This window comes from Hymenobacter aerophilus DSM 13606 (genome assembly GCF_000382225.1).
GTDB lineage: Bacteria > Bacteroidota > Bacteroidia > Cytophagales > Hymenobacteraceae > Hymenobacter > Hymenobacter aerophilus.
The window spans coordinates 1-23,812 of the sequence record NZ_KB907821.1 but is presented as its reverse complement, the minus strand read 5'-3'; the positions used below and the strand labels follow the sequence as shown (position 1 = coordinate 23,812).

At 63.9% G+C, this 23,812-nt stretch carries 26 protein-coding genes; 20 read left to right on the top strand and 6 right to left on the bottom strand.

All coding sequences use genetic code 11. The features are described from left to right. Positions 1 to 79: 79 nt before the first annotated feature. Positions 80 to 979 carry an alpha/beta fold hydrolase gene (locus H145_RS21450; protein ID WP_019948926.1) on the bottom strand — a complete coding sequence of 300 codons (900 nt, stop codon included), beginning with the start codon at positions 977 to 979 and terminating at the stop codon, positions 80 to 82. A 231-nt stretch (positions 980 to 1,210) separates the two neighbouring features. Between H145_RS21450 and H145_RS0114700 the strand changes: the two genes are divergently transcribed. Further along, entirely contained in the window at positions 1,211 to 1,678 is a 468-nt protein-coding gene (locus H145_RS0114700) for a hypothetical protein (RefSeq protein WP_157541614.1), read from the top strand. Positions 1,679 to 1,763: 85 nt separating this feature from the next. After that, complete coding sequence (locus H145_RS21445; RefSeq protein ID WP_019948924.1) at positions 1,764 to 3,506, top strand: hypothetical protein; 1,743 nt, start codon at positions 1,764 to 1,766, stop codon at positions 3,504 to 3,506. A gap of 110 nt (positions 3,507 to 3,616) precedes the next feature. On the opposite strand, the gene H145_RS0114690 is transcribed toward H145_RS21445, so the two are convergent. Next, positions 3,617 to 4,120, bottom strand: a complete 504-nt coding sequence (locus H145_RS0114690; RefSeq protein WP_019948923.1) for a cupin domain-containing protein — start codon at positions 4,118 to 4,120, stop codon at positions 3,617 to 3,619. A 167-nt stretch (positions 4,121 to 4,287) separates the two neighbouring features. On the opposite strand from H145_RS0114690, the gene H145_RS21440 reads away from it, so the two are divergent. Both H145_RS21440 and H145_RS0114680 read left to right on the top strand, forming a co-directional pair. Next, a complete protein-coding gene (locus tag H145_RS21440; protein WP_019948922.1) occupies positions 4,288 to 5,277 on the top strand; it encodes an MBL fold metallo-hydrolase in 990 nt (329 codons plus the stop codon). A gap of 156 nt (positions 5,278 to 5,433) precedes the next feature. Next, on the top strand, positions 5,434 to 6,279 hold the full coding sequence (locus tag H145_RS0114680; RefSeq protein WP_019948921.1) for a formate/nitrite transporter family protein: 846 nt from the start codon (positions 5,434 to 5,436) through the stop codon (positions 6,277 to 6,279). A 26-nt stretch (positions 6,280 to 6,305) separates the two neighbouring features. Here H145_RS0114680 and H145_RS0114675 read toward each other — a convergent pair whose 3' ends face one another. Beyond that, positions 6,306 to 7,220, bottom strand: a complete 915-nt coding sequence (locus H145_RS0114675; RefSeq protein ID WP_019948920.1) for a DUF4097 family beta strand repeat-containing protein — start codon at positions 7,218 to 7,220, stop codon at positions 6,306 to 6,308. A 54-nt stretch (positions 7,221 to 7,274) separates the two neighbouring features. Beyond that, entirely contained in the window at positions 7,275 to 8,189 is a 915-nt protein-coding gene (locus H145_RS0114670) for an arginase family protein (RefSeq protein ID WP_019948919.1), read from the bottom strand. A gap of 206 nt (positions 8,190 to 8,395) precedes the next feature. On the opposite strand from H145_RS0114670, the gene H145_RS0114665 reads away from it, so the two are divergent. From H145_RS0114665 to H145_RS0114595, 13 genes are all read left to right on the top strand, one after another. Then, a complete protein-coding gene (locus tag H145_RS0114665) occupies positions 8,396 to 8,812 on the top strand; it encodes an STAS/SEC14 domain-containing protein (RefSeq protein WP_019948918.1) in 417 nt (138 codons plus the stop codon). A gap of 58 nt (positions 8,813 to 8,870) precedes the next feature. Next, positions 8,871 to 9,332, top strand: coding sequence for a hypothetical protein (locus tag H145_RS0114660; RefSeq protein WP_019948917.1), 462 nt, complete (start codon positions 8,871 to 8,873; stop codon positions 9,330 to 9,332). A gap of 230 nt (positions 9,333 to 9,562) precedes the next feature. After that, positions 9,563 to 10,297, top strand: a complete 735-nt coding sequence (locus tag H145_RS0114655) for a YebC/PmpR family DNA-binding transcriptional regulator (RefSeq protein WP_026351541.1) — start codon at positions 9,563 to 9,565, stop codon at positions 10,295 to 10,297. 226 nt (positions 10,298 to 10,523) lie between these two features. Continuing rightward, on the top strand, positions 10,524 to 11,582 hold the full coding sequence (locus H145_RS21435) for a serine hydrolase domain-containing protein (RefSeq protein ID WP_019948915.1): 1,059 nt from the start codon (positions 10,524 to 10,526) through the stop codon (positions 11,580 to 11,582). A gap of 178 nt (positions 11,583 to 11,760) precedes the next feature. Then, positions 11,761 to 12,828, top strand: a complete 1,068-nt coding sequence (locus H145_RS0114640; RefSeq protein WP_019948914.1) for a proline iminopeptidase-family hydrolase — start codon at positions 11,761 to 11,763, stop codon at positions 12,826 to 12,828. A 48-nt stretch (positions 12,829 to 12,876) separates the two neighbouring features. Beyond that, the gene (locus tag H145_RS0114635; RefSeq protein WP_019948913.1) at positions 12,877 to 13,287 is read left to right on the top strand and encodes a hypothetical protein; all 411 of its coding nucleotides are present in this window, start codon (positions 12,877 to 12,879) and stop codon (positions 13,285 to 13,287) included. A 12-nt stretch (positions 13,288 to 13,299) separates the two neighbouring features. Further along, entirely contained in the window at positions 13,300 to 13,662 is a 363-nt protein-coding gene (locus H145_RS0114630) for a hypothetical protein (RefSeq protein WP_019948912.1), read from the top strand. 645 nt (positions 13,663 to 14,307) lie between these two features. Next, complete coding sequence (gene rluF, locus H145_RS0114620; protein WP_019948910.1) at positions 14,308 to 15,414, top strand: 23S rRNA pseudouridine(2604) synthase RluF; 1,107 nt, start codon at positions 14,308 to 14,310, stop codon at positions 15,412 to 15,414. Between the two features lie 24 nt (positions 15,415 to 15,438). Continuing rightward, the gene (locus H145_RS0114615) at positions 15,439 to 15,987 is read left to right on the top strand and encodes a sugar O-acetyltransferase (RefSeq protein WP_019948909.1); all 549 of its coding nucleotides are present in this window, start codon (positions 15,439 to 15,441) and stop codon (positions 15,985 to 15,987) included. 282 nt (positions 15,988 to 16,269) lie between these two features. Beyond that, the gene (gene yiaA, locus H145_RS0114610) at positions 16,270 to 16,707 is read left to right on the top strand and encodes an inner membrane protein YiaA (RefSeq protein ID WP_019948908.1); all 438 of its coding nucleotides are present in this window, start codon (positions 16,270 to 16,272) and stop codon (positions 16,705 to 16,707) included. A gap of 159 nt (positions 16,708 to 16,866) precedes the next feature. Then, on the top strand, positions 16,867 to 17,877 hold the full coding sequence (gene bioB / locus H145_RS0114605; RefSeq protein WP_019948907.1) for a biotin synthase BioB: 1,011 nt from the start codon (positions 16,867 to 16,869) through the stop codon (positions 17,875 to 17,877). A 74-nt stretch (positions 17,878 to 17,951) separates the two neighbouring features. Then, positions 17,952 to 18,215 (top strand): hypothetical protein, encoded by a 264-nt coding sequence (locus tag H145_RS0114600; RefSeq protein ID WP_019948906.1) that lies wholly within the window; start codon positions 17,952 to 17,954, stop codon positions 18,213 to 18,215. A 15-nt stretch (positions 18,216 to 18,230) separates the two neighbouring features. After that, on the top strand, positions 18,231 to 19,379 hold the full coding sequence (locus tag H145_RS0114595) for an aminotransferase class I/II-fold pyridoxal phosphate-dependent enzyme (protein ID WP_019948905.1): 1,149 nt from the start codon (positions 18,231 to 18,233) through the stop codon (positions 19,377 to 19,379). Between the two features lie 141 nt (positions 19,380 to 19,520). Here the strand turns inward: H145_RS0114595 and H145_RS0114590 are convergent, their stop codons facing one another. Further along, on the bottom strand, positions 19,521 to 19,967 hold the full coding sequence (locus tag H145_RS0114590; RefSeq protein ID WP_019948904.1) for a type I restriction enzyme HsdR N-terminal domain-containing protein: 447 nt from the start codon (positions 19,965 to 19,967) through the stop codon (positions 19,521 to 19,523). Positions 19,968 to 20,149: 182 nt separating this feature from the next. Here H145_RS0114590 and H145_RS0114585 point away from each other — a divergent pair, with 182 nt between their 5' ends. Together H145_RS0114585 and H145_RS0114580 are read left to right on the top strand one after the other, a co-directional pair. Continuing rightward, positions 20,150 to 20,923: an AMP nucleosidase gene (locus H145_RS0114585; RefSeq protein ID WP_019948903.1), complete on the top strand. Its 774-nt coding sequence runs from the start codon at positions 20,150 to 20,152 to the stop codon at positions 20,921 to 20,923. A gap of 232 nt (positions 20,924 to 21,155) precedes the next feature. Then, positions 21,156 to 22,823, top strand: coding sequence for an amidohydrolase (locus H145_RS0114580; protein WP_019948902.1), 1,668 nt, complete (start codon positions 21,156 to 21,158; stop codon positions 22,821 to 22,823). 92 nt (positions 22,824 to 22,915) lie between these two features. Here H145_RS0114580 and H145_RS0114575 read toward each other — a convergent pair whose 3' ends face one another. After that, positions 22,916 to 23,425, bottom strand: a complete 510-nt coding sequence (locus H145_RS0114575) for a DinB family protein (protein ID WP_019948901.1) — start codon at positions 23,423 to 23,425, stop codon at positions 22,916 to 22,918. A gap of 134 nt (positions 23,426 to 23,559) precedes the next feature. Between H145_RS0114575 and H145_RS24195 the strand changes: the two genes are divergently transcribed. Further along, positions 23,560 to 23,812 (top strand): transposase (locus H145_RS24195; protein WP_019948900.1); only part of this gene is annotated, 253 nt, incomplete at its 3' end.

Below are 23,812 nucleotides of genomic sequence, written 5' to 3'. Positions count from 1 at the left end.
GGCGGCCAAGGTAGATGGGAATTCTGGCGCAAATCTGAAGCGGCCGGCCGCGGCCCCCGCCCGCCAGCCCGCGGGCAACTCAGGCCAGGAACTCCACAATGCGCGCCAGCACCGCCGGCTCGCGCATAATGCGGTTGTGGCCCAGGCCCGCAGTGGCTTCGAAATGCAGGGCGGGCCAGGCCGCCGCCAGCTCGCGGGCCTCGGCAAACGGAATGCTCTCGTCGTACTCGTCGTGCAGCAGCAGCACCTGCTCGGCCGGAAAAAGCGGGCCGGCCTGCGTCAGGCTGAAGCTTTCGGCGTCGCGGCCGTGCTGCTCGCGGATGTAGCGGTTCAGGCGCCCCATCACGGCCGGCGGCAGGCCCAGCAACTCGGCGAAGCGGCGGGCCACGGCCGGGGTGCTGGCGGGCACGGCCAGCAGCGCCAGCCGCGGCAGCCCGGCCGTGGTTTCGGCATTGAAATGCACGGGGCCGACCACCACCGTGGCGCCGCCCAGCGAGTGGGCCACCACGGCGTGCACCGGGCCCAGCGTATCGGCCACGGCCTGCACCGCCCGCACGTAGGCCGGCAGCGTCAGGCGGCGGCCGGCCGAGGCGCCGTGGCCCGGCGCATCGAAGGCCACCACCCGGTAGCCGGCCGCTACCAGCTCGCGCACCAGCACGCCCCAGAAGCTGGCCCGGTGCTCCCAGCCGTGCACCAGCAGCACCGTGCGCGTGCCGGTGGCGTTCCATTCGTAGGCCGCCAGCGCGCCGGCCGGGCCGGGCACCGCAAACCGGCGGGCATCGGCCAGGGCGGCAGCTTCCCAGGCTTTTTCGGGCAGGCGGCGGGGCGTGGTGAACAGCCGCCAGGCCGCCCGGAAGGCCCATTCGGTGGACAGGGCAGCCAGCAGCCGGAATTTGAGGCGCACCAGCGCCAGGCCCAGCGGTTGCGCCGGAATTACGGTTGGGGGCGCAGGCCGCGCCGCGGTGGTAAGCTGGGTCATGGCTGCAAATATCCGGCATTTCGGCTGCCCCAACCGGCACGGCCCGCGGCTGGGGCAGCCCGCAAGCCGCCCATCAGCAAAATAAGCCCCCTGATAATCAGGCAGCAGTGGCCTTTGCAGCCGCTTCTTCGCCAGGCCCTATCAACGAGAGGCCCCTGTCCCCCGTTACCCGGATTCTATCCGGTCTATATTCGTGTCGGCGGTTATGGCCGGCGCCGTTTTGTGCGCGTTATGCTGCTATATTTCCCTGATATCTGCCTTCAATATGCCCCCGAAGTAGCGCTGGTGCGGCTGCAGTTCCGGCGCCCATCTCCCGATATGGCTTCGTTTCAGCGCAGCCTGCAGGCCGTGGCGCAACTGGTCGAGCAGAACACGGTGGGCGGGGGCCTCATTGATTTGCACGGTCTGCCCGACCTCACCATCGGCCAGCAGCTGTGGGTGGCCACGCACTGGCTGCCGCGCATTGCGGTGCCGGCCGTGCTGCACGCCGCCTTCATCATCCCCGAAAACGGCCTCTACAACCAAATGGCCGTGGAAGCCCTGCACCGCGCCGCCCAGCATTTCATTCACTGCGAGGTGCAGTTTTTCCATACCCCGGCCGCCGCCCTCGACTGGCTGCTGAGCTTCCGCAACCCGGCCGCCCAAACGGCGCTGGAGCAGGAATGGGACGCCGCCGCAGGGCGCCCGGCCGCGGGCTAAGCCGGCCTGTTTACCTTTGCCTGTTGGCATCCCTGCCGGCCTACCGGTCCGGCCAACCTTTTTTCGCTCGCTAATTTTTCTGCTGATGACTTCTCCTTCCATTGCCCCCCAGACCCTGCAGCTCGGCACCTACCAACCCGCCGTTGAGGCCCAGCTGGCCCATTTTCAGGCCCAGAATTTCACCACCGGCTTCTGGCAAAAACAGGCCGACTTATGGGTTGCCGACGCCGAAGGCCAGCAAAGCATCCGCAGCTTTATGGGCTGGCTGCGGGTGGTTGACGCCATGCTGCCCGCCGTGGCTGAAATCGAGCAGTTTGTGCAGGAGGTAAAGGCCGCCGGCTTCCGCCACGTGGTGGTGATGGGCATGGGCGGCAGCTCGATGACGCCCATTGTGCTGCGCCAGGCCTTCGGAACGCTTAGCGGCGGCCTGCCGCTGTCGGTGCTCGACACCACTAACCCCGGCTCGGTGCGCGAGATTGAAGAGGCTGTGCCGCTGGCCGAAACGCTGTTTGTGGTGGCCTCCAAATCGGGCACCACGGCCGAGCCGCTGGCCTTCGGCGACTACTTCTTCGACCGGATGCAGGAGCTGAAGGGCGAGCGGGCCGGCGAGAACTTCGTGGCCATCACCGACCCCGGCTCGCAGTTCGTAACGCAGGCCACCGAGCAGCAGTACCGCCGCATCTTTCTCAACTTCGCCGATGTGGGCGGGCGCTTCTCGGCCCTCTCCTACTTCGGTTTGGTGCCCGCCGCGCTGCTCGGCATCGATATTAAAACCCTGCTGGAGCGCGCCCAGGCCATGATGCGCGCCTGCGGCGCCGAAGGCCCCACCGACCAGAACCCCGGCCTGGAGCTGGGCGCCGCCCTGGGCGTGCTGGCCCAACAGGGCCGCGACAAGCTGACGCTCGTGGTGCCCGAGAACCTGTCGGATTTTGGGCTGTGGCTGGAGCAGCTGGTGGCCGAAAGCACCGGCAAGCAGGGCACTGGCATCCTGCCACTGGCCGGCGACCCGCTCAGCGCCCCGCAAGTGTACGGCACCGACCGGGTGTTTGTGTACGTGGGCTACGAAAGCCAGCCCGACGAGCAGAACCGCCAGAAAGTAGCCGCCCTGCAGGCTGCCGGCCACCCCGTCATCAGCATTCTGCTGCAGGATGCGCTGGATTTGGGCGCCGAGTTTTTCCGTTGGGAAGTGGCCACGGCCGTTGCCAGCGCAGTGCTAGGCATCAACCCCTTCGACCAGCCCAACGTGCAGGCCGCCAAAACGGCCACCAACCGCCTCATGGAAGTGGTGGAGCAGCAGGGCCAGCTGCCCCAGACCAGCGCCCCCGCTACCTCCGAAAACGGCCTCGACTACTACACTAGCGCCCCCGAAAGCAGCGCCAGCAGCAACAGAGCCGAAGCCGTGCTGCAGGCCTTTTTTGGGCAGGCCCGGCCCGGCGACTACCTCTGCGTGCAGGCCTACCTGATGGAAACGCCGGCCCTCAACGCCGAGCTCGACGAACTGCGCGCCCTCGTGCAGCAACGCCTGCACCTGGCCACCGCCGCCGGCTACGGGCCGCGCTTCCTGCACTCCACGGGCCAGTACCACAAAGGCGGCCCCGATACCGGCCTGTTCCTGCAGCTCACCACCGACCACAACGCCACCGACCTGCCCCTGCCCGGCCGCCCCTACTCGTTTGGCACCTTCCAGAACGCCCAGGCCGCCGGCGACCTGCAGGCCCTGCAGGACTATGGCCGCCGCACCCTGCGCGTGCACCTCGGCGCCGGCAGCGCCCAGGCCGGCGTAGCCGAGTTGCTGCAGCAACTAAAAAGAGCGCTGCCTACTGCGTAACCGCAATTCAGCAGAACTATACATGCAAAAGGCTACCTCTGATGAGGTAGCCTTTTGCATATCAGCGCCCATCCATAAAAATCAGCGAAATCACGATTAATCAACGCGAATCAGCGATTAAAGTCATCCTGCACGCGCACAATGTCGTCCTCGTCGGAAGGGTGGGTGGCGTCGGTGTGCTGCCATATTTCGGCGACGATGCCCCAGTTTTCGAGGCCGACGAGGCGGTGCCGCTCGCCCTGGCGGAGCGTGATTTGCCGGCCCGGGCTGCAGGCTTGCAGTTCGCTCGGCTCGTTGGTGTCGCTGGTGATGATGCCTACCGGGCCGCTGACGACGCGCCAGATTTCGGCCCGGCGGTGGTGGTACTGCCACGAGAGACGCTGGTGCGGCGCGACGAGCAGAATTTTAGGACTCAAGCGGCCCGAAATCCGCAAAGCGTCCACGTTCAGGCCATCGAAGTATTGGTTGGCAAACTGCTGGGCCTGGGTTTCGCTGAGCGCAAAAAAGCCGCCCCAGGGCCGGGCAGAGTCTTCGTGGTCGATGCAAAAGCCCTGACACTCCAGCTGCTGACGAATTTGCCGGAAGAGAGCCGTTTTGTCGGAGCTGGTAACCATAGTTGCTGTAAAGCCGCCGGCACAGAGGCCAGGCGGCCGGATGAAGTTGCTAAAGTAGCGGATTACCCGATTTGGCCGGCCATCAGCACCGCTCAAAAGCGCGCCGCAAATCAAAATCGGGGGCGGGTGCGTACAGTTTGCTATCCTTTTACCTTATCCCGCATTCCATGAAACAAGTAGCTCACGGCGTTCATCAGCTTACCATTCAGCGCTTTGTCAATGTATATTTCGTTGAAACCGGCCGGCCCGGTGAGTGGGTGCTGGTCGATACCGGCCTGCCGGGCTCGGAGCAGGCCATTGTAGCGGCGGCCGACGAAATTTTCTACCCCGGCTCGCACCCCGAGGCCATCATCCTCACCCACGGCCACCTCGACCACGCCGGCTCGGCCCAGGCCCTGGCCGAACACTGGAAGGTGCCGGTGCTGGCCCATGAGCTGGAAATGCCTTTCCTGACGGCCCGCGCTGTGTATCCGCCCGCCGACCCGACGGTGGCCGGCGGCGGCTCGCTGGCCTTCGCGGCCCGCTTCTTCCCGCCCCAGTCGTTCCAGCTCTCCGACTACATCCAGCAACTGCCGGCCAACGATGTTGATCCGCCGTTTTTGCCCGACTGGCAGTGGCACCACGTACCGGGCCACGCGCCCGGGCAGGTGGCGCTGTTCCGCGAAAAAGACCGTACCCTGCTCGGGGCCGATGCCTTTGCTACCTGCAACCACGAGTCGGTGCCGGCAGTGCTGCTGCAGCTGGAGAACATCAGCGTGGCGGGCGCCCCGTTCAACTACGACTGGCAGCAGGTGGGCGACTCCATCCGGCAGCTGGCCGACCTCAATCCGGAAGCCATCGGCTGCGGCCACGGTCCGGCCATGCCGGGCCCCGGTGCCGGTGCGGGCCTGCGCCGGCTGGCCGACGAGTTCAAGGTGCCGGCCCACGGCCGCTACGTGCAGCACCCGGCCCGCCTAGATGCCAATGGCATAGCCTACCTGCCCCCCGCCCCTCACGACCCGATCAGAGCGAAGTTTGGCCTGGCCGCCGCCACACTTGGTGCCATGGTTGGGGCCGCTTGGCTGGTGAAATCGTACCGGGCCAAAAAACAAAGCGAATACCCGCGCAAGAAGTCCGGCGAGCCCAAGCGTTTCCGCACCGAGCAGGTAGCGCGCTAAAGAGCGTTTGAGAACCTTTCAGGCAGGTAACACAAAGCACATAAATGGCTTTTATCCTATTGAATTTCAATAGGATAAAAGCCATTTCTTCGTGATTGAAAATGTTTATTTATTATTTCTTTACCTGTCGGCCGGTAGTTGCGTTTAAGCCCCTCAATGGAAGAAATAGACGAGAAGGCCCGACAGCAGGAAATCCAGCGCAAGCGGGCCGATAAGCGGGAAGCCAACGAGCGGAAGGCCCCGAGTGGTAAAGTACTGTACCGCACCACATTTCAGGAGGGAGAAGAGGAGCTGCGGCGCCCCACGGCCTCGCTGTTTTTCTCGGGTTTGGCGGCGGGTCTGTCGATGGGGCTGTCGATGATTGCCCAGGGCCTGCTCACGCATTACCTGCCCGACGCCGAGTGGCAACCGCTGGTAGCCACCTTCGGCTACAGCATGGGTTTTCTGGTCGTGATTCTGGCCCGCCAGCAACTGTTCACCGAAAACACGCTCACCCCCATCATCCCGCTGCTCGTGCGCATGGATATGGTGACGCTGCGCAACGTGCTACGGCTGTGGGCGGTGGTACTGACGTCGAATTTGCTGGGGGCCCTGCTGCTGTCGCTGGTGGCCATGCGCACCACCGCCTTCAGCCCCGAGGTTCAGGAGGTGTTCCTGCACATGGGCCAGAAGGTCATGCAGTTCGATTTCGGCACCACGCTGCTGCGCGGCATTTTCGCCGGCTGGATCATTGCCCTGATGGTGTGGCTGCTGCCCTTCGCCGAGTCGGCGCGGGTGTGGGTGATTATTCTGATGACGTATCTGGTGGGGCTGGCGCACTTCAGCCACATTATTGCCGGCTCGGTCGAGGCCTTCAGCGTGGCAGTGGTGGGGGCCGCCAGTTGGGGGCAGGTGCTGGGCGGTTTCGTGGTGCCGGCGCTGCTGGGCAACATTATCGGGGGCGTTACGCTGGTGGCCGTGCTCAACCACGCCCAGGTAATGGCCGGCAAAGACGAAGGCTAGCTCCGTACGCCGCACCCACCCGGCGCCTATTCCTCCGTGTCGAGCGAATCGGTGGGGGTGGCGGACCGGACTGGGCGCAGCTGGCTTACCTGCACGTTGCCGTTGACGGTGCTTGCCTTCAGCTGGGTACCGCCTTTGCCCAGCGTGGCGGCCAGGTTGTGAGGTAGCAGGCTGAGGCGCTTGGTGTTGAGCTCGGCCCCGACCCGGCCGCGGGTGGTGCGGGCCAGAAGGGTGGCCGCGTACTCGGGCGGCAGCTGCCAGCTGATGTCGCCGTTCACGGTACCCACATCGAGGCCCGGCCCGATCCACGCTTCCCCGGTCAAAATCAGGTCGATGCGGCCGTTGGTGGTGCGGGCGCGTACGTCGCCAGCTAGGCCGCGCAGCACGAGCGGACCATTGATGGTAGTCAGGCGTAGCTGGCCGCGCACGTTTTCCAGCTCCAGAGCCCCGTTCATGGCTGTCAGCACCAAGTCGGTTTGGGTTGGCACCAGCACTTCGTAGCTTACGGCCCAGCCTTCGAGGGCGCCGTTGGCCAACCCGGCCGTGAGGGTGTGGGAAGCCGAGCTCAGGCGCACGGCGGCGGCCAGAGCGCGGGCGGTTTCGGCGGTGGCGGCCCGGCCGGTTACGCGGGCGCGCACCCGCACCCCGGGGCCCGCCCAGGCGCGCACGGCAATGCTGCCGTTGGCGCGCGCATCCACCGTTAAGGGCGTGCCGGCGGGCGGGATGGGCAGCGTGAGGTGCCGGATTTCGCAGTGCGTTTTCTGCAGCGGACCGGCGGGCAGCGGATTGGTGGCGCAATCGAGGGAGAACACGGGCGCCGAGCCGTAGGCTTGGGTTGTGGCTTTGGGAGCCGAAGATTTGGCGGCGGCTTTGGGCGGCGCGGTTTTCTGGGCCACGGCCGGCCCGGCAGCCAGCAGCAGAAATAGTACAGTCGTTTTCATAGTAGAGAAGAGCAGGTAGAAACAGACGGCCGGCGCGGACGGCGCCACCAAATGCTAGCCGCCGAGCGTGGAGGCCACTCCCGTAAGGTACGCCGCAATAACCGTAGCGGCCAGCCGCGCCGTTTGCTGGTCGCGGTCGAAAAGCGGGTTGAGCTCCATCACCTCAAACAGCCGTACCCCGGCGGCGCGGCCCGCCAGCCAGGCCGCCTCGGTGGCCTGGCGGGGGGTGAGGCCGTCGGCGCTGGGCGCACTCACGGCGGGCGCGAAGGCCTGGGCGCAGCAGTCGATATCGAAGCTTACGAAGGCGGGCCCGGCGGCCGTGGCGCGGGTCAGGGCCCGGCTCATGTACTCGGGCATGCCATCGTGCTGCACGTGGCTTAGCGGCACAATGTGGGCCCGCTGCTGGTGCAGAAACTCGATATCGGCCTGCACATTCAGGTTAGAATGCAGCCCGATTTCGGTGAAGCGGGGCCCGGCCAGCAGGCCTTCGCGCAGCAGCCGGCCGAAGGGCGTACCGCTGCTGATTAGGCCCGGGCGGTCTTTCACGTCGGCGTGGGCATCGAGGTTGATGCCGCCGAGCGGATGGCCGCCGGTGGCTGCGTGCAGGCCCCGCACGGTGCTGTAGGTGCCATCGTGCGAGCCGCCCAGCACCACCACCCGCGGATACTGGGCCAGCAGCCGGGCCAGCTCGCGGGCCACGGTTTCGTGGTTGTCGGCGTGGCGGGCGGCGCGCAGGGGCAGGTTGCCGGCGTCGGCGATGCGCAGCGGGTTGAGGTCGACGAAGTGCTCGAGGTTGTAGGTTTTGTGGTAGCGCCGCAGCTCGGCCCGGATGGCGTTGGGCGCGTGCGCGGCCCCGCCCCGGCCGCCTTCGAGCACCGTGCCATAATCGAGCGGCAACCCTACCAGACACACGTCGGCCGCGGGCAGCTCGGCGGCCGGGCGAATCAGCTCACGTAGAAAATCAGCCATAACCCAAAGTAACGGATTGGCGACGAAACGCGCCCGCCCGGGCTGGCTCGCGCTTTTTTTCGGGCCATTTGCGGCAGCTGCTCAGCTGTTTCAGCGGCGCCGGTTGCGCGGGCGGGCGGGCGGCGCTTACTTTGGGCGCCGGGCCTCGTACGTATGTAACAGGCCGCTGGCGGCCCGGTCCCGTTCTCTTCCAAACTATCCGACGCATGGTGTCATTTGACCAAATCCTGCTCGATACGCCGACGCTGCTGGTGAGCTACTGCAGCCGGCACCAGCTGCTGCGGGCGCAGTGGCACGGCCGTTTCAATGCAGCGTCGGCCCGGCAGCAGTGCGAGCAGATGCTGCACGGCCTGCCCACCGCCTGGCCCGTAAGCCGCATGATAAACGACAGCAGCGACGCCTACGGGGAGTGGCTGGAGGCCGGCGACTGGATTGGGCGCGAGCTGGCCCCGGCGCTGGCCGCCCGCGGCGTGCGGGCCGTAGCCTGGATAAACGCCATGGACTGGCCCTCGCGTGAGGCGGTGGCCGCCGCTGTTTCGGTGGCGCAGGTGCTGCCCATCAAAACCTTTGATTTCGACGAGTCGGACGCCGCCCTGGCCTGGGTGCTGAGCATTCCGGTTTGAACGCCGGCCGGGTTGTGCCGGCGCCGGGCACTTGCGGCGCCGGCGCTTATCTTTCGGCATGAATTTCCATTTTCGCTTCCTGTTTTCTCTGGTGCTGGTGTTGCCCGCGGCAGTGCCGCTGCTGGCCCAGTCGCGCGCCCAGGTGCGGCCCCAGGCAGCGGCGCAGGCGGCGCCGGGGTCGTTTTTCGGCACCTACGCTTACCTGAGCTACACCATCCTCAACCGCGAAACCAGCCCCGAGCCGCTACCGGCCCAGGGCGTGGGCGGCGCCCTCACGCTGCGCCCCGATGGCAGCTACCAGAAGCGCCTGACGCTGACGGTTAACGGCGGCCCCATGCGCTTCGACCAGGACGGCCGCTACACCTTTACGCCCGGCCGCATCAGCTTCACGCACACCGACACAAACGGCCGCACGCGCACCGACGAAGGCACGTTCAGGCTGGAAAAGGGCCTGCTGACCATCGTAGTGGCGGGCTTTCCGGCGGGCAACCAGAGCACGTACACGCTGCGGCGGCAGTAGCGGCGCAAGCTGAGATGGTGAGATAGTGAAATGGTGAGTTTGATGTTTCAGGGGCCTGCCTGATGTGCCGCTTGCCTCGAAGGGCTTATTGAACCTCAAACCCATCACTCGCCATCGCACTATTTCACCGTCTCACCTTGAGCCCCGGCCGGGTTTCTGCTAACTTGCAGCCCGCTCCGGCCACCGGCCGAGGCGGTTCACTTATTCACTTACTCACTCATTCAACATAGATGGGACGCGCGTTTGAATTCCGGAAAGGTCGCAAAATGAAGCGCTGGGACCGGATGTCGAAAGATTTTACCCGCATCGGCCGCGAGATTGTGATGGCCGTGAAAGAAGGCGGCCCCAACCCCGATACCAACTCGCGCCTGCGCACGGCCATCCAGAACGGCAAGGGCGTGAACATGCCCAAAGACCGGGTGGAAGCCGCCATCAAGCGGGCTTCCTCGCGCGAGGAAAAGGATTACGAGGAGGTAGTGTACGAGGGCTACGCGCCCCACGGCGTGGCCGTGGTTATCGAAACGGCCACCGACAACCCCACCCGCACCGTGGCCAACGTGCGCATGTATTTCAACCGTGGCAACGGCTCGCTGGGCACCGCCGGCTCGTCCGATTACACGTTCACCCGCAAGGGCGTGTTCAAGCTGGCCGCCGAGGGCCTGGAGCTGGATGAGCTGGAGCTGGAGCTGATTGATGCCGGCGCCGAAGACGTGTACGCCGACCAGGAGGAGGACGAGCAGGGCAACACCACCGACTTCATCGTGGTGGAAACCGCTTTCACCGACTTCGGCCAGATGCAGAAGGCGCTGGAGGAAAAGCAGCTCAACGTGGTATCGGCCCAGCTGCAGCGCGTGCCCAACACCACCGTGCACCTCGAAGGCGATGAGCTGGAAGAAGTGATGAACCTGATTGAGAAGTTCGAGGAAGATGACGACGTGCAGGCCGTGTACCACACGCTCGGCTAAATCACAGATGTTGCAGATGACCGGATTTCGCAGATTTCGGTAGCAGCTAATCCGGAGGTGAAATACCTTCCGGCAGATGTGGAACGCCGCTTGGCTTTGATTAGCGGGCCGCTCCGGGTGGGGCGGCCCGTTTTGATTATCGAATAGGGCAACCGTTTCCTCTGATTTCGCATCTGCCACTGCATCCGCGTCGGCCGCAACGCTGCGCCCGTCCTCCCCGCCCCCGATGAAACTGCTGCTTCTACCGTTTCTGCTGCTGCTCTGTCGGCCGGCCTCGGCCCAGCAGGCCGAACTAGCGGCCCTGCTGAGCCAGCGCCACGTGCCCGGGTTGCAGGTGGTGCACACCAAAGGCCGCAAGGTGAGCACCTACGCTATGGGTCGAATGCGGCAGGATTCGGCTGCTGCTGTAACTGCTGAAACCGTGTTTCAGGCGGCTTCGCTGGGCAAGGTGGTGCTGGCCTACCTCACGCTGCGCCTGCACGACCAGGGCCGGCTCGACCTCGACCGGCCGCTGCTCAGCTACGCGCCGTATCCGCGGGTGCAGGGCCAGCCCCGGGCCGCCCACGTGACGGCCCGCATGGTGCTCACCCACACCACCGGCCTGCCCAACTGGGCCGATAACCCGCTGGGGCCGACCTGGGCCGCCTCGCCGCTGACCTTCCGGTTTGCACCCGACAGCTGCTGGAACTACTCGGGCGAGGGCTTCGTGTGGCTGCAACGCACGCTGGAGCAGTTGACGGGCGAGCCGCTGGAAAGCCTGGCCCGGCGCGAGGTCTTCGGGCCGCTGAAAATGCGCCGCAGCAGCTTCCGGTGGCGGGCCGACTTCGCGGGCAACGCCGCCACCGGCCACGACAAAGCCGGCCAGCCAACTCAGGTGCGGCGCTTCGCGGAGCCTTACGCGGCGTACAGCCTGCTCACCACCGCCCCCGACTACAACCGCTTCCTGCAAGCCCTGTACACCGGCCGCGGCCTGAAACCAGCCACCGCCCGGCTACTGCGGCTGGCCGCCAACGAGGCCAACCGCTGCGGCCGGCCCACCGGCCCCGCCGACCCGTTTGTGGCCTGGGCTGCGGGCGTGGGCCTGGCCAGCACCAGCGCCGGCCCCGCCCTCTGGCACTGGGGCGACAACGGCGACTTTCAGGGCTTCTTCATGGCCTTCCCCGACCGCCGCGAAAGCCTGCTCTTCTTCACCAACAGCGCCAACGGCCTCCAACTTACCGACGATCTGCTGCACCTGTTCATCGGCCCCGGCGAGTACCGGACGGCCCAGTGGCTGGCGGAGTAGTGCCTAGTAATTATCAGGCAAAAAGAACGGTCATTCTGAGCAGCGCGAAGAATCTCGCGTGCTGACATTGCCCAGGTAACTCAACATCAGCACGCGAGATTCTTCGCGCTGCTCTGAATGACCCTTCTTTTTGTCTGAAAATCATCCCCTGACAACGAACAACTGAATATATTGCCGGATGCTGAAACGCCTCCTCGCTCCCACCCTGCTGGCCCTGATGGCCGCCGCCTGCTCCCCCGCCTCAACCGAAGCGCCCGACACGCCGACGGGCACCCCGGCTCTCACCACCTACTTCCCCGCCCCCGACACCACGGTACTGGCCGATGGCGGCGTGAAAATGGTGCCCATCACGACGCCCAAAGGCACCTTCAACGTCTGGACCAAACGGTTTGGGAGCAACCCGCGCATCAAGCTGCTGCTGCTCAATGGCGGGCCGGGCGCCACGCACGAGTATTTCGAGTGCATGGAAAGCTTCCTGCCCCGCGAGGGTATCGAGTTCATCTACTACGACCAGCTCGGCTGCGGCAACTCCGACAACCCCCAGGACACCAGCATGTGGAGCCTGCCGCGCTACGTGGAGGAAGTGGAGCAGGTTCGCCAGGCCCTCCAGCTCGACAGCAGCAACTTCTATTTGCTGGGCCACAGCTGGGGCGGCATCCTGGCCGCCGAATACGCCCTTAAGTACCAGCAGCACCTCAAAGGCTTAGTCATCAGCAACATGATGATGAGCATTCCGGCCTACGGCAAGTACGCCGACGAGGTGCTGGCCCCGCAGCTCAAGCCCGAAGTGCTCAAGGAAATCCGGGCCCTGGAGGCGCGCAAAGACTACCAGAACCCGCGCTACATGGAGCTGCTGCTGCCCAACTTCTACACCCAGCACATTCTGCGGCGCCCCCTCGATGCGTGGCCCGAGCCGGTAAACCGCTCGTTTGCCAAAATGAACCAGTCGCTCTACGTGACCATGCAGGGCCCGAGCGAGTTCGGCGTAGCCGGCAAGCTGCTCAACTGGAACCGCGTGCCCGACCTGCCCAGGCTGGCGGTGCCCGTGCTCAGCATCGGCGGCAAGTACGACACCATGGACCCCGAACACATGCGCATGGTGGCCGAAAAAGTGCAGCATGGCACCGCCCTTATCTGCCCCCGCGGCTCTCACATGAGCTTCTACGACGACCAGCCCACCTACATGCACGGCCTGATTAGCTGGATGAAAGGCGTGGACCGGGGCGAAAAAGCGGTAAAATTGTAGGTCCAAACCTACAGCAGCACTTCCCCCGCTGCCGCCTTTAGTCATCTGATGCCCAAACCTGCTTCCACTTCCGCTCCCCTGCCCGCCCTGTATTCCCAGCGCAACATCCGGCTGTTCTCGCTGGTGTTCACGGCCATAACCGGCGGCGTGCTCACGGCCCAGAACCTGCGGGCGGTGGGCCGGCCCGGGGAGGCGCAAAAGGCCCTGTGGGGCAGCGTGGCCTACACGGTGGTGCTGATGGGGCTGCTCTACTTTCTGCCCGATGACTCCGCCCTCGGGGCCTACGCGGTGGGTATCGGGCTGGCCGGCGGCTACGGCCTCAACAGCTACGCCGATAAATTTATCGGCAACAAGCGCGCCTTCCCGGCCCGCAGCGTCTGGCGGCCCCTGCTGGTCTGCCTGCTGATTTTTGCGCCGCTTATCGGCCTGCTCATCTACGCAATTCCGGCGGCCCAATAAGCCGGCTTCTGCATGTCTGACCCACGCTACCACGTCCTGTTTCTGCTTGAAGCTGACACCGACCTGCTGTTCGAAATCCAGCGCCTCGACGTGCAGAGCGAGCACCCGGCCGATGTATATTTCTGGTTCCGCTTCGATAAAGACAGCGGCATGCTCAACCAACTCGATTTCGAGAATATGCGCACGCTAGCAAACGGCGAGCAAGAGCGTGACTTTACGCAGGGCCAGTTGTGTTTCAATACCACCACTGGAATCTTTTCGCCCAAGGATGGCAGCTTGCCGTTATTGCTAAGCACCGTCACGCCATCCGCGCCGCCATCTGAACTAAAAACGGCACTGTTTGCTTTTTTAGCCTCAATTCCTATCCGCACTTGAAGGTATTTGGTAATTATCGAATGAGAAATATCTTGCTATATTTCCTTCTGCTGTCGCTTGTTGCCTGCACCAGTCAGCAAGAGGAATATTCGTACAATCTAACTAATAAGTGCGTCAAAGAGTATATTTCAGAGCGCTATAAGGCCCGCGACGAAGTCCCGTACATAGAAATAATTGAGAGCAAGAATGGTTGTAAACAGTATTACATAAGCAGCATAATATATCTGAGTTCTATCAGGAATGATCCACCTTGCTATTATGCGACCATCAGTAATAAACTGGCTGTTGTTTACACTAACAAGTGTTCTAACAAAGATAAAATAGCCAGGGCCAGTTTTTTTATCAATCAGCTTAAAGACACGCTGGAAGACGACATTACAGAGAAGCCGGATGTCTATATCAACGGGGATAAGCTAATAAGGATAAAAGATTTCTTTCACCCCACTTTTGTAAAAATCGGTGAATGTGAGGATGCGGGATGCGCTCCAGTTCTCGTAGAAAAGATGCCCTAAGGATAAGCAGGATTCACCCGCCTGTTCTACCCTCTCCTATATCCGGCGTACCTTTGTAGGCTGCTGGCCCACCTCGGGTCGGCAGCCGCTTCTTTTACCGTTGCCCCGGCTCTCCGCATCAAGCTCTATCACCATGGCTACCCGACTCAATAAATACATCAGCGAAAGTGGCGTGTGCTCGCGCCGCGAAGCCGACCGCCACATCGAGCAGGGCAACGTGACGGTGAACGGCAAGCGCGCCAGCATCGGCGACCAGGTAACGAGCCGCGACCGGGTGATAGTGAACGGCGCCCACATCGAGCCCCGGCCCGAGGAAGAGGCCGTGTACCTGGCCTACAACAAGCCGCCCGGCATCGTCACGACCACCGATCTGGGCGTCAAGGACAACGTTATCCGGGCCATCAAGCACACGGTGCGCATCTTCCCCATCGGCCGCCTCGACAAGGAGTCGCAGGGCCTGCTGCTGATGACGAGCAACGGCGACATCGTGAACAAAATCCTGCGCGCCGGCAACCAGCACGAGAAGGAGTACATCGTGATGGTGGACAAGCCGCTCAAGGACGATTTCATCGAGGGCATGCAGAACGGGGTGCCCATTCTGGGGGTGATGACCCAGAAATGCAAAGTGGTGAAGGAAACGCCCTACATTTTCCGGCTCACGCTGGTGCAGGGCATGAACCGCCAGATCCGGCGCATGTGCGAGTATTTCGGCTACGAAGTGGTGCAGCTCGAACGCATCCGCATCATGAACATCAGCATCAAGGGCCTGGGCCCCGGCGAGTGGCGTGAGCTGCGCGACAAGGAGCTGAAGGTGCTGTTTGAGATGATTGAGGACTCGAAGGGCACCGACGACGGCCGCACCCCGCGCCGTCGCAAAGTGGTATCGACGGCCGAGCAGTGGGGCGACCGTTCGGGCCCCAAAACCGCCCGCCGCGCTACCAGCCGCCCCGACATCGTGCGCCCCGCCTCCGACCCCAAAATGGGCGACGAGGCCCCGCGCAAAACCAAAGCCCTGCCCGCCGGCACCTGGCTCGACAAAGACTCGACCCGCCCCGGCGCCAAGCCCAAGCGCCTCGTCACGGCTGGCCGCAGCGTAGCCTCGGGCCGCCCCACCGACAAGGCCGGTCCCCGGCCCGGTAAGTCGGCGGGTCCGAAAAGCGGCCCCCAAGGTGCTGCCAAGCGCCCGGCCAAAGGCAAGAGCAGCGGCCGTGGCAGCCGCGGGGCCAGCCGCAGCCGGTAGCGCCTCATCTGTTGTTCCTCTCGCATGGCTGACTCGATTGACAAGCAGAAAATGCTGGCCGGCGAGCTGTACCAGGCCAACGACCCGCAGTTGCAGGCCGAGCGCCTGCGCGCCAAACAGCTGTGCCACCGCTACAACCAGCAGCCGGCAGCGCCCGACCGCGCCGTGCTGGCCGAACTGCTGGGCTACGAAACCGACGCGCACCTGGAGGCCCCGTTTCGTTGCGACTACGGCTACAACATCCGGCTGGGCCGGAATTTCTACGCCAACTACAACCTCACGTTGCTCGACTGCGCCCCCATCACGTTCGGCGACAACGTGCTGGTGGCCCCGAACGTGCTGCTGAGCACCGCCGGGCACCCCGTGGAAGTGGCCCCGCGCGTGGCGGGCTGGGAGTTTGCCCGGCCCATCCATATCGGGCACAACGTATGGCTGGGCGCGGGCGTGATTGTGCTGCCCGGCGTTTGCATCGGCGACAACACCACCATCGGGGCGGGCAGCGTGGTGACGCGCGATGTGCCGGCGGGCGTGGTGGCCGTGGGCAACCCCTGCCGGGTGCTGCGGCAGCTGTAAGCGCCCGAATTGCGTTGGCGGTTACATTGTTTTTGAGTCGTCAAGATGTCTGATTAACCGCCAATATCCAGTCAGACACTTATTCATCATATCCTGCCGAAATCGCCCTGATAGCCATATTTGTGGTTTTACACCTCGAATGCAAGTAGGTTTTCGGTCGTTTATGTAAAGTCTGATTTGGGTGAACCTTGGGGCCACCGGGCTGAGGGAGGCGCGTATGTTTGGGGTGTCGGACGGGTAGCCGCCGGCCTTGCTCTCTCCACCTCTTTACCACCAACTGCCATGAACGCTCCCCTTGCCAAGCCCTCCAATGCCTTCGTTGCCGCCTCCTGGTTTGCCCTGCTCGCCGGTATGGCCGCTTTCATTATCGGCCTCTGGAACGCGGAAATGCTGCTCAACGAGAAAGGCTACTACTTCACCATTCTGATGTACGGGCTGTTTTCGGCCATTTCGCTCCAGAAATCGGTGCGCGACCAGCTCGACGGCATTCCCGTAACCACCATCTATTACGGCCTGAGCTGGTTTTCCACCATCCTCGCCATTGCCCTGCTGGCGGTGGGCCTGTGGAACGCTACGCTCACGCTCAGCGAGAAGGGCTTTTACGCCATGTCGTTTCTGCTGAGCCTGTTTGCCGCCATTGCCGTGCAGAAAAACACCCGCGACGCCCGCCCCGACCAGCCCGCCGCCCCGGCCCCGGAAAACCGGTTCAACGCCGAGTAGGCGCTGCCTTCGTCGGATAAGCAGCGATACTCTGGCGCCGCTGAGTATCTTGCGGCTACATTTTAGCTGTTAGCCGCGCGCTGGTGGCTGTTGGCGCTCTGCCCGACAGCCCCGCCCCGGAAGCTGGCAGCTATCAGCTAACCGCTAATAGCTCAGAATATGCGTACCGACTGGACCCTTGCCGAAGTAGAAGCCATTTATCATCAGCCCGTGCTGGAACTCGTTTCGCAGGCGGCCGCCATCCACGCCCAAACCCAGGCCACCGGCGAAGTGCAGGTGTGCACCCTGCTGAGCGTGAAAACCGGCGGCTGCCCCGAAGACTGCGCCTACTGCCCCCAGGCCGCCCGCTACCACACGGGAGTGCAGGCCCACAAGCTGCTGCCCGACGCCGAAGTGCTGGCCTCGGCCCAGCGCGCCCGCGACGCCGGCTCCACCCGTTTCTGCATGGGCGCCGCCTGGCGCGAAATCCGCGACAACCGCGACTTCGACCGCGTATTGGGCATGGTGGAGCAGGTGAATGGCCTGGGCCTGGAAGTATGCTGCACCCTCGGGATGCTGAACGAGTACCAGGCCGAGCGCCTGAAAGCGGCCGGCCTCTACGCCTACAACCACAACCTCGACACCAGCCGCGAGCACTACGACGACATCATCACGACGCGCACCTACGATGACCGGCTGAACACGCTGGAGCACGTGCGCAAGGCCGGTATTTCGGTCTGCTCGGGCGGCATCATCGGCCTGGGCGAAACCGACGAGGACCGCGTGGCCATGCTGCACACGCTGGCCACGCTGCCTGCCCACCCCGAAAGCGTACCCGTAAACGCCCTGGTGCCCGTAGAAGGCACGCCCCTGGCCGAGCAGCCCCGCGTGAGCGTGTGGGAAATGCTGCGCATGATTGCCACCGCCCGCATTCTGATGCCCCACACCATGGTGCGCCTCTCGGCCGGCCGCCAGGAAATGCCCGTTACCGAGCAGGCCCTGTGCTTTCTGGCCGGTGCCAACTCCATCTTCTCGGGCGAGAAGCTGCTGACTACCCCCAACCCCGACTTCGACGCCGACCAGCAGATGTTCGCCCTGCTCGGCCTCAAGCCCCGCAAGTCGTTCAAGGATGTGCCCGAGGGCGCCACGGTGCTCGGCCGCCAGCCCGCAGCGGCCACAGTGGAGGCGTAAGCGCTGAACTACTACACCAAACCGTGTTATGCCTGGCATGACACGGTTTTTTTCTTCTCGACTTCCTACTTCCTATGGAAATTCCCTTCGACCTGAACCTCGACCACATCTACGCCGAAAGCATCCGCCAGCAGCACGAGGCCCGCGAGGCGCACGAGCTGATTTCGGAGCTGGAAGACAAAATCGGGGCGGCGCTGAGCTTGGTGATGCAGCGCCACGGCGTGCTGCCCGCCGTCGGCGACCGGGTGGAGGTGGACTCGGAATGGCTGGTTATCAGCGCCCGCACCTTCGGGCAGGATGGCAGCGTGTGGCTCTCGGCGGGCCGGTTCGAGGTGTAGTCTTCTGCTGTGTTGATGCCGGCCTCTTCTTCTCTGCTGCACCAGCGCCTGGCCGCCGAACTGGCCCGGCGCGAGGCGGCGGGCACCCGCCGCCGCCTGCCGGCCCCGCCCGCGCCCGGCCTCGTCGATTTCAGCTCCAACGACTACCTGGGCCTGAGCCGCCACCCGCGGGTACTGGCGGCCGGGCAGCAGGCGGCTCAGCTGCCGGCCGGCAGCACCGGCTCGCGCCTGCTCACCGGCAACTCGCAGGCCGCCGAGGCCCTCGAAACCCAGCTGGCGCACTTCCACGGGGCCGAGGCGGCGCTGCTCTTCAACTCGGGCTACGCGGCCAACCTGGGCTTCTTCGGGGCCGTACCCCGCCGCGGCGACACGATTCTCTACGACGAAGCCAGCCACGCCTCCGTCAAGGACGGCATCCGGGCCACGCCGGCCACCGCCTGGAGTTTCCGCCATAACGATTTGGCCGACCTGGAGCACAAGGCCACCCGCGCCACCGGCGCGGTGTTCGTCGCCGTGGAGGCGCTGTACTCGATGGATGGCGACGTGGCCCCGCTGCCGGAGCTGGCGGCGCTCTGCCAGCGCCTGGGCCTGCATCTGGTGGTGGATGAGGCGCATACCAACGGCCTGTATGGCCCGCGGGGCGAAGGGCTGGTAGCGGCGCTGGGGCTCGAAAATGCAGTGTTTGCCCGCATTCTCACCTTCGGCAAAGCCCTGGGCAGCCAAGGGGCCGCCGTGGCTGGCTCGGCTTTGCTGCGCGACTACCTGCTCAATTTCAGCCGGCCGTTCATCTATACCACCGCCCTTCCGCCAGTCACGGTAGCCAGCCTCGCGGCGGCCTACGCGCTGCTGCCCGATTTGCAAACGGCGCGGGAGCAGCTCTTCCAGCTTTCCGACTATCTGAAAGCCACGCTCAACGCCGTGCCCGGCCTGCACGTGCCAGCCGGCAGCCACGTTATCCACCCGGTTTTCTTCACCCAAAACCCCGGCCCCGCCGCCGTGCGCGCCCTAGCCGCCGCCGCCCAAACCGCCGGATTCGACGTGCGCCCCATTGTGGCGCCCACCGTGCCCGCCGGCACCGAACGGCTCCGCCTTATCGTGCATTCCTTCAACACCGAAGCTGAAATCGACGCGCTGGCTTCTGAGCTGTTAGCTGTTAGCTGTTAGCTGTTAGCTGTTAGCTGTTAGCTGTTAGCTGAATGAACGTCATTCAGAGCGCAGCGAAGAATCTCGCAAGCTGACGTTGTAATGGTAACTGAACGTCAGCACGCGAGATTCTTCGCTGCGCTCTGAATGACGTACTTTCAGCTAACAGCCAAAGGCCGGCACCTCGCTAAGCCGCTCGTTGGTGCGGTTTATGGCGTCCACGCGCCAGCAGTAGTGTTCCAGGCCGTTGCTGAGTAGCAGCAGCGGGGCGCCGATGGTGAGGTTATAGGTGGCAATCTGGTGGGCTACTGCCGGCGTGATGGGCACGGTGGGACGCTTGCACTCGACCAGCAGCAGCGGCTGGCCGGTGGCGTCGAGGGCCAGCAGGTCGGTGCGTTTCTGGCGCTGGTTGTACTGGTGGCCGCGCTCCAGGCTCAGCAGCCCTTTGGGGTAGCCGCGGTGGTTGATGAGGTAGTGCACCAGATGTTGGCGCACCCATTCCTCGGGCGTGAGCACCACGTGGCGGCGGCGCAGCACATCCCAGATTAGTAGATTTTCGCCGCTTTGTGTAACTTTGGCATCGAAAGGCGGCAGGTTCAGCTCTTGCATCACCTCCAAAGGTACGGCCCCGGGGTCTCTCCCGCTTTTCATTCCGTGCCGTCGAACCCGCTTTCTGTGGGTACCGACGGCTTTTTTGTACCTACCCTTTTCCGGCCGAACGCGCCGGCCGCTGCCCGACGCCGCTGCCGGTTTCGGTGTAACCTTATCCTTCGCAACCCTAACCCTTTCGTATGAAAACCAAAGCTGACATTGTTGAAAACTGGCTGCCGCGCTACACCGGCGTCGAATTGAATGAGTTCGGCCAGTACATTCTGCTGACCAACTTTGCGAACTACGTGAGCATGTTTGCCGAGCAGTTCGGCACCGAAGTGCGCGGCCTCGACAAGCCCATGCAAACGGCCACGGCCAACGGCATCACCATCATCAACTTCGGCATGGGCTCGCCGATGGCGGCCACCGTCATGGACCTGCTTTCGGCCATCAAGCCCAAGGCGGCCCTGTTTCTGGGCAAATGCGGCGGCCTGAAATCCAACACCAAGCTCGGCGACCTGATTCTGCCCATCGCCGCCATCCGGGGCGAGGGTACCTCCGACGACTACCTGCCGGCCGAAATTCCGGCCCTGCCCTCCTTCCGCCTGCAGCGGGCGGTGAGCAGCATGATCAAGAAGTACGAGATGGACTACTGGACCGGCACGGTGTACACCACCAACCGCCGCGTGTGGGAGCACGACGAGAACTTCAAGGAGTACCTGCGCCAGGTGCGCGCCATGGCCGTGGACATGGAAACGGCCACCATCTTCACCGTGGGCTTCGTCAACGGCATTCCGCACGGCGCGCTGCTGCTGGTGAGCGACAACCCGATGACGCCCGAAGGCGTGAAAACGTCGGAGAGCGACAAGAAAGTAACCGCCGGCTACGTGCTGAACCACCTGAAAATCGGCATCGAGTCGCTGCTGGAGCTGAAAAATTCCGGCGAGTCGGTAAAGCACATGCGCTTCGATTAGGCGCGGCCTTTAGAGGCTAAAAAGCTAGCTCCCCTCCTCAGATGAGGAGGGGTTGGGGGTGGTTGAAATATTTGAACGGTTTTTAGAGCTAGTTTCTAGTAATCGTTCAGGCATCGTCAACCACCCCCAGCCCCTCCTCATCCGAGGAGGGGAGCTAGTTTTTTAGCCTCTATTTAGCTTCGCTTATCTTGCCATCGAACTCGCCAATACTTCACCTCCCGCCCGCTCCCTTATGCGCCTTACCTCCTACTCAGTTCTTGCCCTGCCGCTGCTGGCAGCCGGTTTCAACGCTTGCCAATCCAATTCAGGCGGTAACCGCCAGCCGGCCGATTTGCTCGTGTACAACGCCACAGTCTACACTGTCGATTCGGCGTTTAGCACGGCGCGGGCGTTTGCAGTGAAGGATGGCAAGTTTGTGGGCGTGGGCACGGCCGACGAGTTGCGCGGACAGTTTGCGGCGAAGCAGGAAGTAGACGCGGACGGGCAGTTCATCTACCCGGGCTTCTACGACGCGCACTGCCACTTCTACCGCTACGGCCTGGGTTTGCGCGACGCCGACCTGGGCGGGACCAACTCGTGGCCCGAGGTGGTGGGTAAGCTGAGCCAGCAGCGGCAGCAGTACCCGCAGGCGGCCTGGCTCACCGGCCGCGGCTGGGACCAGAACGACTGGCCCGGCAAGCAGTTCCCCACCAAAGACACGCTCGACGCCTTGTTTCCGAACACGCCGGTGTTCATCGTGCGGGTGGATGGCCACGCGGCCCTCGTGAACCAAAAGGCCCTGGATCTGGCCGGTGTTACGGCCCGCACGCCCATCAGCGGCGGCACGATTACCAAGGACGCGAAGGGCCGGCTGACGGGTTTGCTGGTCGATAACGCCGTGGATTTAGTCTCGGGCAAGATACCGGAGCCGGGCGGGGCAGAGGCCGAAGCCATGCTGCTCGACGCCCAGCAGCGTTGCCTGGCCGTGGGCCTGACCAGCATGGCCGACGCGGGCCTGGAAAAGGCCAACGTGGACCGCCTCGACCAGCTGCAGCAGGCCGGCAAGCTCAAAGTGCGCCTCTACGCCATGCTGGCCCCCACCAAGGAGAACAAGGATTTCTACCTCAAAAGCGGCCCCATCTTCAAGGACCGGCTCACCGTCAACTCGTTTAAAGTGTACGCCGATGGGGCGCTGGGTTCGCGCGGGGCCTGCCTGGTGCACCCGTACACCGATAAGCCCCAGGAAACCGGCTTCCTGCTCTCCACCGAAAAGGAGTTCCGCGAACTGGCCCGGCTGCTGGCGGCCAGCAAGTTCCAGATGAACACCCACGCCATCGGCGACTCGGCCAACCGCATCATCCTCAACATCTACGGCGAGGCGCTGCAGGGGCAGCAAGACCGGCGCTGGCGCATCGAGCACGCCCAGGTTATCACGCCGGCCGATATGGGCAAGTTCGGGCAGTTCGGCATTGTGCCCTCGGTGCAGCCCACCCACGCCACCTCCGACATGTACTGGGCCGGCGAGCGGCTGGGCTCCGAGCGCCTGAAAACGGCCTACGCCTACGCCGAGCTGCTCAGGCAATACGGCCAGCTGGCCCTGGGCTCCGATTTTCCGGTCGAGAACATTAATCCGCTGTTCGGTTTCCACGCGGCCGTGGCCCGGCAGGACGCCAAGAACTACCCGGCTGGCGGCTTCCAGATGGAAAACGCCATTTCCCGCGAGCAGGCCCTGCGCGGCATGACCACCTGGGCCGCCCACGCCGCTTTCGAGGAAAAGCAAAAGGGCAGCATCCGGCCCGGCATGGCCGCCGACTTCGTGGTGCTCGACACCGACCTGCTCAAAGCCCCCAACGAAAAGCTCCGCGGCGCCAAAGTGCAGCAGACGTGGATTGCGGGCGAGCGGGTGTTTTCGGCAAAATAAGTAGCAAAGCGCTTCATCAAATGCAAAAGGCGGTCTTGATGACCGCCTTTTGCTTGCTTACTTGCTTGCTTGCTTGCTTGCTTGCTGTACGCCTATTGCTCGTCGGCGCTGGGGCCGTAGAGGCCGGGTACGGGGATGTCGAGCAGGCGTAGGTAGACGGTGAGCTGGCCGCGGTGGTGGATGCTGTGGTTGAGGCCCATCAGGCGAATGGCCGTGCCTTTGGGCTGCTCGAAAACCGTCTGCTCGCCCCGGTGCAGCCGGAAGTTACGGGTCAGCTTTTCGTCGTCGGCCGCGCTTAGCTCCTTCCGCAGCACGGCGCTGTACTCCTCAAACCGCGCCAGCAGGGCCTCTTTGCTGGTGGGCGTCGGGCCGGGCTTGGGGCCGTTGGGGTCGAGAAAGTCGCGGTTGTCGTGGGTCAGGAACAGGGTTTTGAAGGCCAGCAGGTTGACGATGTGCGTGGCCAGCTGCCACAGCGTCATGCTCTTGGGGTGGGGCCGGTAGTCGGCCTGCTCGAAGGGCACGCGCTCCAGGGTTTTGCGGGTTTGGGCCAGCTCGTGGTTTAGTTCTGCCAAAAAGTTTTGCTGCAGGGAAGACGTATGCATCAGTCTGGTAGGCTTGAAAATGAAGTTTGGTTGGGATTGAAAAGTCAAAGGAAACCATTTGGCGGTTCCTTTTAATCTTTCACTTTTAGTTTTCCCCTAGGAACTGTTCTCAATTACGGAGTTGTTGATCGACTATGAATGCAGACCGCACGCTATTGACGGACAAGATGTGGGCCGAGTTATCTCCTTTGTTACCGGGGCAAGCCGGGAGTTGCGGGGTCACCGCTGCCGACACGCGCGGATTTGTCGAAGCGGTGCTTTGGCTGGGCCGCACGGGAGCTCCCTGGCGGGACCTGCCGGCGCAGTTTGGCCACTGGCACCGGGTGTACGTGCGCTTTGCCCGCTGGCGCGACAAGGGCGTGTGGGAAAAGGCAACGGCTTGGCTCA